The sequence below is a fragment of the Bacillus sp. 5B6 genome (assembly GCF_000259405.1).
Lineage (GTDB): Bacteria > Bacillota > Bacilli > Bacillales > Bacillaceae > Bacillus > Bacillus velezensis.
In genome coordinates, this window is record NZ_AJST01000001.1 from 3,888,398 (window position 1) to 3,897,500 (window position 9,103).

7 tRNA genes and 5 rRNA genes (1 of these 12 only partly in view) are annotated in these 9,103 nt (G+C 51.1%); all 12 read left to right on the plus strand.

The window, feature by feature from the left end:
- Positions 1 to 257: 257 nt before the first annotated feature.
- Positions 258 to 1,807, plus strand: a 16S ribosomal RNA gene (locus tag MY7_RS18825).
- Positions 1,808 to 1,982: 175 nt separating this feature from the next.
- Positions 1,983 to 4,912, plus strand: a 23S ribosomal RNA gene (locus MY7_RS18830).
- Between the two features lie 50 nt (positions 4,913 to 4,962).
- Positions 4,963 to 5,078, plus strand: a 5S ribosomal RNA gene (rrf, locus tag MY7_RS18835).
- A 46-nt stretch (positions 5,079 to 5,124) separates the two neighbouring features.
- Positions 5,125 to 5,199, plus strand: a tRNA-Asn gene (locus MY7_RS18840).
- Between the two features lie 2 nt (positions 5,200 to 5,201).
- A tRNA-Thr gene (locus MY7_RS18845) sits at positions 5,202 to 5,274 on the plus strand.
- A gap of 346 nt (positions 5,275 to 5,620) precedes the next feature.
- A tRNA-Gly gene (locus MY7_RS18850) sits at positions 5,621 to 5,695 on the plus strand.
- Positions 5,696 to 5,727: 32 nt separating this feature from the next.
- Positions 5,728 to 5,804, plus strand: a tRNA-Arg gene (locus MY7_RS18855).
- A 16-nt stretch (positions 5,805 to 5,820) separates the two neighbouring features.
- Positions 5,821 to 5,897: transfer RNA gene (locus tag MY7_RS18860), tRNA-Pro, on the plus strand.
- 303 nt (positions 5,898 to 6,200) lie between these two features.
- Positions 6,201 to 7,750 (plus strand): 16S ribosomal RNA (locus tag MY7_RS18865).
- A 100-nt stretch (positions 7,751 to 7,850) separates the two neighbouring features.
- Positions 7,851 to 7,927 (plus strand) — tRNA-Ile (locus tag MY7_RS18870).
- Between the two features lie 14 nt (positions 7,928 to 7,941).
- Positions 7,942 to 8,017 (plus strand) — tRNA-Ala (locus tag MY7_RS18875).
- Positions 8,018 to 8,099: 82 nt separating this feature from the next.
- Positions 8,100 to 9,103 (plus strand): 23S ribosomal RNA (locus MY7_RS18880); it runs 1,926 nt beyond the window's last position.
- The 16S, 23S and 5S rRNA genes sit together here with 7 tRNA genes alongside, the layout of an rRNA operon.

Genomic DNA, 9,103 nt, shown 5'->3' on the forward strand with positions numbered 1-9,103 from the left:
AAATGAAAAAAACACTTGCTAAATTTAAAGAATGCATGGTATATTATTAAACGTCGCTGATGAACAGCAGACAACAACAAAAAGCTTCAGAAACAACTTAAAAAAAGTTGTTGACATAAAAGAAGCTGAGTGGTAAGATAATAAAGCTGCTTCAACAAGCGGGAATGATCTTTGAAAACTAAACAAGACAAAACGTACCTGTTAATTCAAAGTTTTAAATAAATCGCACAGCGATGTGCGTAGTCAGTCAAACTACTTTATCGGAGAGTTTGATCCTGGCTCAGGACGAACGCTGGCGGCGTGCCTAATACATGCAAGTCGAGCGGACAGATGGGAGCTTGCTCCCTGATGTTAGCGGCGGACGGGTGAGTAACACGTGGGTAACCTGCCTGTAAGACTGGGATAACTCCGGGAAACCGGGGCTAATACCGGATGGTTGTTTGAACCGCATGGTTCAGACATAAAAGGTGGCTTCGGCTACCACTTACAGATGGACCCGCGGCGCATTAGCTAGTTGGTGAGGTAACGGCTCACCAAGGCGACGATGCGTAGCCGACCTGAGAGGGTGATCGGCCACACTGGGACTGAGACACGGCCCAGACTCCTACGGGAGGCAGCAGTAGGGAATCTTCCGCAATGGACGAAAGTCTGACGGAGCAACGCCGCGTGAGTGATGAAGGTTTTCGGATCGTAAAGCTCTGTTGTTAGGGAAGAACAAGTGCCGTTCAAATAGGGCGGCACCTTGACGGTACCTAACCAGAAAGCCACGGCTAACTACGTGCCAGCAGCCGCGGTAATACGTAGGTGGCAAGCGTTGTCCGGAATTATTGGGCGTAAAGGGCTCGCAGGCGGTTTCTTAAGTCTGATGTGAAAGCCCCCGGCTCAACCGGGGAGGGTCATTGGAAACTGGGGAACTTGAGTGCAGAAGAGGAGAGTGGAATTCCACGTGTAGCGGTGAAATGCGTAGAGATGTGGAGGAACACCAGTGGCGAAGGCGACTCTCTGGTCTGTAACTGACGCTGAGGAGCGAAAGCGTGGGGAGCGAACAGGATTAGATACCCTGGTAGTCCACGCCGTAAACGATGAGTGCTAAGTGTTAGGGGGTTTCCGCCCCTTAGTGCTGCAGCTAACGCATTAAGCACTCCGCCTGGGGAGTACGGTCGCAAGACTGAAACTCAAAGGAATTGACGGGGGCCCGCACAAGCGGTGGAGCATGTGGTTTAATTCGAAGCAACGCGAAGAACCTTACCAGGTCTTGACATCCTCTGACAATCCTAGAGATAGGACGTCCCCTTCGGGGGCAGAGTGACAGGTGGTGCATGGTTGTCGTCAGCTCGTGTCGTGAGATGTTGGGTTAAGTCCCGCAACGAGCGCAACCCTTGATCTTAGTTGCCAGCATTCAGTTGGGCACTCTAAGGTGACTGCCGGTGACAAACCGGAGGAAGGTGGGGATGACGTCAAATCATCATGCCCCTTATGACCTGGGCTACACACGTGCTACAATGGACAGAACAAAGGGCAGCGAAACCGCGAGGTTAAGCCAATCCCACAAATCTGTTCTCAGTTCGGATCGCAGTCTGCAACTCGACTGCGTGAAGCTGGAATCGCTAGTAATCGCGGATCAGCATGCCGCGGTGAATACGTTCCCGGGCCTTGTACACACCGCCCGTCACACCACGAGAGTTTGTAACACCCGAAGTCGGTGAGGTAACCTTTTAGGAGCCAGCCGCCGAAGGTGGGACAGATGATTGGGGTGAAGTCGTAACAAGGTAGCCGTATCGGAAGGTGCGGCTGGATCACCTCCTTTCTAAGGATTTTAACGGAATATAAGACCTTGGGTCTTATAAACAGAACGTTCCCTGTCTTGTTTAGTTTTGAAGGATCATTCGATTCTTCGAGATGTTGTTCTTTGAAAACTAGATAACAGAAGTAATTCACATTCAATTAGTAATGCAAGATATCACGTAGTGATTCTTTTTAACGGTTAAGTTAGAAAGGGCGCACGGTGGATGCCTTGGCACTAGGAGCCGATGAAGGACGGGACGAACACCGATATGCTTCGGGGAGCTGTAAGCAAGCTTTGATCCGGAGATTTCCGAATGGGGAAACCCACCACTCGTAATGGAGTGGTATCCATATCTGAATACATAGGATATGAGAAGGCAGACCCGGGGAACTGAAACATCTAAGTACCCGGAGGAAGAGAAAGCAAATGCGATTCCCTGAGTAGCGGCGAGCGAAACGGGACCAGCCCAAACCAAGAGGCTTGCCTCTTGGGGTTGTAGGACACTCTGTACGGAGTTACAAAGGAACGAGGTAGATGAAGAGGTCTGGAAAGGCCCGCCATAGAAGGTAACAGCCCTGTAGTCAAAACTTCGTTCTCTCCTGAGTGGATCCTGAGTACGGCGGAACACGTGAAATTCCGTCGGAATCCGGGAGGACCATCTCCCAAGGCTAAATACTCCCTAGTGACCGATAGTGAACCAGTACCGTGAGGGAAAGGTGAAAAGCACCCCGGAAGGGGAGTGAAAGAGATCCTGAAACCGTGTGCCTACAAGTAGTCAGAGCCCGTTAACGGGTGATGGCGTGCCTTTTGTAGAATGAACCGGCGAGTTACGATCCCGTGCAAGGTTAAGCAGAAGATGCGGAGCCGCAGCGAAAGCGAGTCTGAATAGGGCGAATTGAGTACGTGGTCGTAGACCCGAAACCAGGTGATCTACCCATGTCCAGGGTGAAGTTCAGGTAACACTGAATGGAGGCCCGAACCCACGCACGTTGAAAAGTGCGGGGATGAGGTGTGGGTAGGGGTGAAATGCCAATCGAACCTGGAGATAGCTGGTTCTCTCCGAAATAGCTTTAGGGCTAGCCTCAAGGTAAGAGTCTCGGAGGTAGAGCACTGATTGGACTAGGGGCCCCTACCGGGTTACCGAATTCAGTCAAACTCCGAATGCCGATGACTTATCCTTGGGAGTCAGACTGCGAGTGATAAGATCCGTAGTCGAAAGGGAAACAGCCCAGACCGCCAGCTAAGGTCCCAAAGTATACGTTAAGTGGAAAAGGATGTGGAGTTGCTTAGACAACCAGGATGTTGGCTTAGAAGCAGCCACCATTTAAAGAGTGCGTAATAGCTCACTGGTCGAGTGACTCTGCGCCGAAAATGTACCGGGGCTAAACGTATCACCGAAGCTGCGGACTGTTCTTCGAACAGTGGTAGGAGAGCGTTCTAAGGGCTGTGAAGCAAGACCGGAAGGACTTGTGGAGCGCTTAGAAGTGAGAATGCCGGTATGAGTAGCGAAAGAGGGGTGAGAATCCCCTCCACCGAATGCCTAAGGTTTCCTGAGGAAGGCTCGTCCGCTCAGGGTTAGTCGGGACCTAAGCCGAGGCCGAAAGGCGTAGGCGATGGATAACAGGTTGATATTCCTGTACCACCTCCTCACCATTTGAGCAATGGGGGGACGCAGGAGGATAGGGTAAGCGCGGTATTGGATATCCGCGTCCAAGCAGTTAGGCTGGGAAATAGGCAAATCCGTTTCCCGTGAAGGCTGAGCTGTGATGGCGAGCGAATTATAGTAGCGAAGTTCCTGATTCCACACTGCCAAGAAAAGCCTCTAGCGAGGTGAGAGGTGCCCGTACCGCAAACCGACACAGGTAGGCGAGGAGAGAATCCTAAGGTGATCGAGAGAACTCTCGTTAAGGAACTCGGCAAAATGACCCCGTAACTTCGGGAGAAGGGGTGCTCTGTTAGGGTGCAAGCCCGAGAGAGCCGCAGTGAATAGGCCCAGGCGACTGTTTAGCAAAAACACAGGTCTCTGCGAAGCCGTAAGGCGAAGTATAGGGGCTGACGCCTGCCCGGTGCTGGAAGGTTAAGAGGAGCGCTTAGCGTAAGCGAAGGTGCGAATTGAAGCCCCAGTAAACGGCGGCCGTAACTATAACGGTCCTAAGGTAGCGAAATTCCTTGTCGGGTAAGTTCCGACCCGCACGAAAGGCGCAACGATCTGGGCACTGTCTCAACGAGAGACTCGGTGAAATTATAGTACCTGTGAAGATGCAGGTTACCCGCGACAGGACGGAAAGACCCCGTGGAGCTTTACTGCAGCCTGATATTGAATGTTGGTACAGCTTGTACAGGATAGGTAGGAGCCTTGGAAACCGGAGCGCCAGCTTCGGTGGAGGCATCGGTGGGATACTACCCTGGCTGTATTGACCTTCTAACCCGCCGCCCTTATCGGGCGGGGAGACAGTGTCAGGTGGGCAGTTTGACTGGGGCGGTCGCCTCCTAAAAGGTAACGGAGGCGCCCAAAGGTTCCCTCAGAATGGTTGGAAATCATTCGCAGAGTGTAAAGGCACAAGGGAGCTTGACTGCGAGACCTACAAGTCGAGCAGGGACGAAAGTCGGGCTTAGTGATCCGGTGGTTCCGCATGGAAGGGCCATCGCTCAACGGATAAAAGCTACCCCGGGGATAACAGGCTTATCTCCCCCAAGAGTCCACATCGACGGGGAGGTTTGGCACCTCGATGTCGGCTCATCGCATCCTGGGGCTGTAGTCGGTCCCAAGGGTTGGGCTGTTCGCCCATTAAAGCGGTACGCGAGCTGGGTTCAGAACGTCGTGAGACAGTTCGGTCCCTATCCGTCGCGGGCGCAGGAAATTTGAGAGGAGCTGTCCTTAGTACGAGAGGACCGGGATGGACGCACCGCTGGTGTACCAGTTGTTCTGCCAAGGGCATCGCTGGGTAGCTATGTGCGGACGGGATAAGTGCTGAAAGCATCTAAGCATGAAGCCCCCCTCAAGATGAGATTTCCCATTCCGCAAGGAAGTAAGATCCCTGAAAGATGATCAGGTTGATAGGTCTGAGGTGGAAGTGTGGCGACACATGGAGCTGACAGATACTAATCGATCGAGGACTTAACCAATTTGAATGTATGCTTACTGTTATCTAGTTTTGAGAGAACACTCTCAATGGTTTGGTGGCGATAGCGAAGAGGTCACACCCGTTCCCATGCCGAACACGGAAGTTAAGCTCTTCAGCGCCGATGGTAGTCGGGGGTTTCCCCCTGTGAGAGTAGGACGCCGCCAAGCTTTTTTATTTTATCTACCATGTTTTTGTTTATGAAGCTTATAATATTCCGCAGTAGCTCAGTGGTAGAGCTATCGGCTGTTAACCGATCGGTCGTAGGTTCGAGTCCTACCTGCGGAGCCATTGCTTCCATAGCTCAGCAGGTAGAGCACTTCCATGGTAAGGAAGAGGTCAGCGGTTCGAGCCCGCTTGGAAGCTTATCTAAAATACGTTGATCTGAAGCAGTTTCCGCATGTTATGGAACTGTTATTTTTTTATTTGGATCAGTAAAAAATGTTACTGATTGCAGCAGTTAAGGTATAGGTGTTTAAAGCGCGCTTTCTGATGAAGTTAGCCTTGCTTCAATGATTCAAAGAGATTAACATAATTAATTGTTAAACGGTATTGACTTTTATCAAAACCTTGATATAATTACTTTTGTCATAATGAGCAGTATGTTTAGGTTGATCTGCGGGTTATACCGTTTGGATTTTTACTGAATAAATAATAATACAGTTTACCGCTATCTGAGGCTGTATTCTGGCCATGCTTTACATTTTTACTTGCGGAAGTAGTTCAGTGGTAGAACATCACCTTGCCAAGGTGGGGGTCGCGGGTTCGAATCCCGTCTTCCGCTCCATTTTATCCCAACGGGATATTGTGATATTAATTGCGCCCGTAGCTCAATTGGATAGAGCGTTTGACTACGGATCAAAAGGTTAGGGGTTCGACTCCTCTCGGGCGCGCCATAATATTTTTAAAAATCGGGAAGTAGCTCAGCTTGGTAGAGCACATGGTTTGGGACCATGGGGTCGCAGGTTCGAATCCTGTCTTCCCGACCATTCTCAAACTTTAAAGATAATATACTGGTTTTCTTTTTCTCTCTTTTTTTTAAAAAAATACTTGATTTATAGAGAGACACCGTGGTATATTATTAAACGTCGCTGATGAACAGCAGATAACAACAAAAAGCTTCGGAAACAACTTGAAAAAAGTTGTTGACATAAAAGAAGCTGAGTGGTAAGATAATAAAGCTGCTTCAACAAGCGGTAATGATCTTTGAAAACTAAACAAGACAAAACGTACCTGTTAATTCAAAGTTTTAAATAAATCGCACAGCGATGTGCGTAGTCAGTCAAACTACTTTATCGGAGAGTTTGATCCTGGCTCAGGACGAACGCTGGCGGCGTGCCTAATACATGCAAGTCGAGCGGACAGATGGGAGCTTGCTCCCTGATGTTAGCGGCGGACGGGTGAGTAACACGTGGGTAACCTGCCTGTAAGACTGGGATAACTCCGGGAAACCGGGGCTAATACCGGATGGTTGTTTGAACCGCATGGTTCAGACATAAAAGGTGGCTTCGGCTACCACTTACAGATGGACCCGCGGCGCATTAGCTAGTTGGTGAGGTAACGGCTCACCAAGGCGACGATGCGTAGCCGACCTGAGAGGGTGATCGGCCACACTGGGACTGAGACACGGCCCAGACTCCTACGGGAGGCAGCAGTAGGGAATCTTCCGCAATGGACGAAAGTCTGACGGAGCAACGCCGCGTGAGTGATGAAGGTTTTCGGATCGTAAAGCTCTGTTGTTAGGGAAGAACAAGTGCCGTTCAAATAGGGCGGCACCTTGACGGTACCTAACCAGAAAGCCACGGCTAACTACGTGCCAGCAGCCGCGGTAATACGTAGGTGGCAAGCGTTGTCCGGAATTATTGGGCGTAAAGGGCTCGCAGGCGGTTTCTTAAGTCTGATGTGAAAGCCCCCGGCTCAACCGGGGAGGGTCATTGGAAACTGGGGAACTTGAGTGCAGAAGAGGAGAGTGGAATTCCACGTGTAGCGGTGAAATGCGTAGAGATGTGGAGGAACACCAGTGGCGAAGGCGACTCTCTGGTCTGTAACTGACGCTGAGGAGCGAAAGCGTGGGGAGCGAACAGGATTAGATACCCTGGTAGTCCACGCCGTAAACGATGAGTGCTAAGTGTTAGGGGGTTTCCGCCCCTTAGTGCTGCAGCTAACGCATTAAGCACTCCGCCTGGGGAGTACGGTCGCAAGACTGAAACTCAAAGGAATTGACGGGGGCCCGCACAAGCGGTGGAGCATGTGGTTTAATTCGAAGCAACGCGAAGAACCTTACCAGGTCTTGACATCCTCTGACAATCCTAGAGATAGGACGTCCCCTTCGGGGGCAGAGTGACAGGTGGTGCATGGTTGTCGTCAGCTCGTGTCGTGAGATGTTGGGTTAAGTCCCGCAACGAGCGCAACCCTTGATCTTAGTTGCCAGCATTCAGTTGGGCACTCTAAGGTGACTGCCGGTGACAAACCGGAGGAAGGTGGGGATGACGTCAAATCATCATGCCCCTTATGACCTGGGCTACACACGTGCTACAATGGACAGAACAAAGGGCAGCGAAACCGCGAGGTTAAGCCAATCCCACAAATCTGTTCTCAGTTCGGATCGCAGTCTGCAACTCGACTGCGTGAAGCTGGAATCGCTAGTAATCGCGGATCAGCATGCCGCGGTGAATACGTTCCCGGGCCTTGTACACACCGCCCGTCACACCACGAGAGTTTGTAACACCCGAAGTCGGTGAGGTAACCTTTTAGGAGCCAGCCGCCGAAGGTGGGACAGATGATTGGGGTGAAGTCGTAACAAGGTAGCCGTATCGGAAGGTGCGGCTGGATCACCTCCTTTCTAAGGATTTTAACGGAATATAAGACCTTGGGTCTTATAAACAGAACGTTCCCTGTCTTGTTTAGTTTTGAAGGAACTTTGATTCTTTCATATGGTAGATGGGCCTGTAGCTCAGCTGGTTAGAGCGCACGCCTGATAAGCGTGAGGTCGGTGGTTCGAGTCCACTCAGGCCCACCATCTTTACCCAATACGGGGCCTTAGCTCAGCTGGGAGAGCGCCTGCTTTGCACGCAGGAGGTCAGCGGTTCGATCCCGCTAGGCTCCACCAACGTGTTCTTTGAAAACTAGATAACAGAAGTAATTCACATTCAATTAGTAATGCAAGATATCACGTAGTGATTCTTTTTAACGGTTAAGTTAGAAAGGGCGCACGGTGGATGCCTTGGCACTAGGAGCCGATGAAGGACGGGACGAACACCGATATGCTTCGGGGAGCTGTAAGCAAGCTTTGATCCGGAGATTTCCGAATGGGGAAACCCACCACTCGTAATGGAGTGGTATCCATATCTGAATACATAGGATATGAGAAGGCAGACCCGGGGAACTGAAACATCTAAGTACCCGGAGGAAGAGAAAGCAAATGCGATTCCCTGAGTAGCGGCGAGCGAAACGGGACCAGCCCAAACCAAGAGGCTTGCCTCTTGGGGTTGTAGGACACTCTGTACGGAGTTACAAAGGAACGAGGTAGATGAAGAGGTCTGGAAAGGCCCGCCATAGAAGGTAACAGCCCTGTAGTCAAAACTTCGTTCTCTCCTGAGTGGATCCTGAGTACGGCGGAACACGTGAAATTCCGTCGGAATCCGGGAGGACCATCTCCCAAGGCTAAATACTCCCTAGTGACCGATAGTGAACCAGTACCGTGAGGGAAAGGTGAAAAGCACCCCGGAAGGGGAGTGAAAGAGATCCTGAAACCGTGTGCCTACAAGTAGTCAGAGCCCGTTAACGGGTGATGGCGTGCCTTTTGTAGAATGAACCGGCGAGTTACGATCCCGTGCAAGGTTAAGCAGAAGATGCGGAGCCGCAGCGAAAGCGAGTCTGAATAGGGCGAATTGAGTACGTGGTCGTAGACCCGAAACCAGGTGATCTACCCATGTCCAGGGTGAAGTTCAGGTAACACTGAATGGAGGCCCGAACCCACGCACGTTGAAAAGTGCGGGGATGAGGTGTGGGTAGGGGTGAAATGCCAATCGAACCTGGAGATAGCTGGTTCTCTCCGAAATAGCTTTAGGGCTAGCCTCAAGGTAAGAGTCTCGGAGGTAGAGCACTGATTGGACTAGGGGCCCCTACCGGGTTACCGAATTCAGTCAAACTCCGAATGCCGATGACTTATCCTTGGGAGTCAGACTGCGAGTGA